Genomic DNA, 822 nt, shown 5'->3' with positions numbered 1-822 from the left:
TATAGTCCTAAACCTAACCGTAACGACCGGTTATATAGTCTTCAGTCTGCTTGTTACGTGGGTTGGTAAACAGCTCATCAGTGTTGCCAAATTCGATCAAGTCGCCCATATACATAAACGCCGTGTAGTCAGATACACGAGCAGCCTGCTGCATATTGTGGGTTACGATAACGATAGTATAGTCATCTTTTAGCTGGTGAATCAGTTCTTCAATTTTCAGCGTAGACAATGGGTCCAAGGCTGAAGCGGGTTCATCAAGCAGTAATACATCTGGTTTAACAGCAACGGTTCGTGCGATCACCAAACGTTGTTGCTGACCACCGGATAGACCCAATGCGCTATCATCAAGACGATCTTTAACTTCATCCCAAAGTGCTGCAGAACGTAGAGACCATTCTACTGTTTCATCTAGAATACGCTTTTTGTTGATTCCTTGAATACGCAGGCCATAAGCGACGTTTTCATAGATGCTCTTTGGGAAAGGGTTTGGCTTCTGGAATACCATACCAATGCGGCGACGAAGTTCAGCCACTTCGACTTTACGTTGGTAGATATCTTTACCTTCGTGCATGATTTTACCGGTGATGCTACAGCCATCAACCAAATCGTTCATGCGATTGAAGCAACGCAATAATGTCGATTTACCACAACCCGATGGGCCGATAAAAGCCGTTACTCGGTTCTGTGGGATCTGCATATTTACGCCGTGAAGGGCCTCTTTTTCACCGTAGCATAAGCGTAAATCGTCAACGGTTAGTGCAATTTTTTCGTCTTCCAGCTTTAGAGCTGCAGACTTACGCTGTAGTGAACTGATATCGATAG

The 822-nt window shown here is 44.6% G+C and carries 1 protein-coding gene; it reads right to left on the bottom strand.

Annotated elements, in window-relative coordinates; all coding sequences use genetic code 11:
- Positions 1–13: 13 nt before the first annotated feature.
- A complete protein-coding gene (pstB, locus tag A3735_RS05035; protein ID WP_082885800.1) occupies positions 14–820 on the bottom strand; it encodes a phosphate ABC transporter ATP-binding protein PstB in 807 nt (268 codons plus the stop codon).
- Between the last annotated feature and the right edge of the window lie 2 nt (positions 821–822).

The organism is Oleiphilus sp. HI0061, from assembly GCF_001635675.1.
Note: the sequence above shows the minus strand (reverse complement) of the source record. Positions and strands in the feature narration are given on the sequence as shown.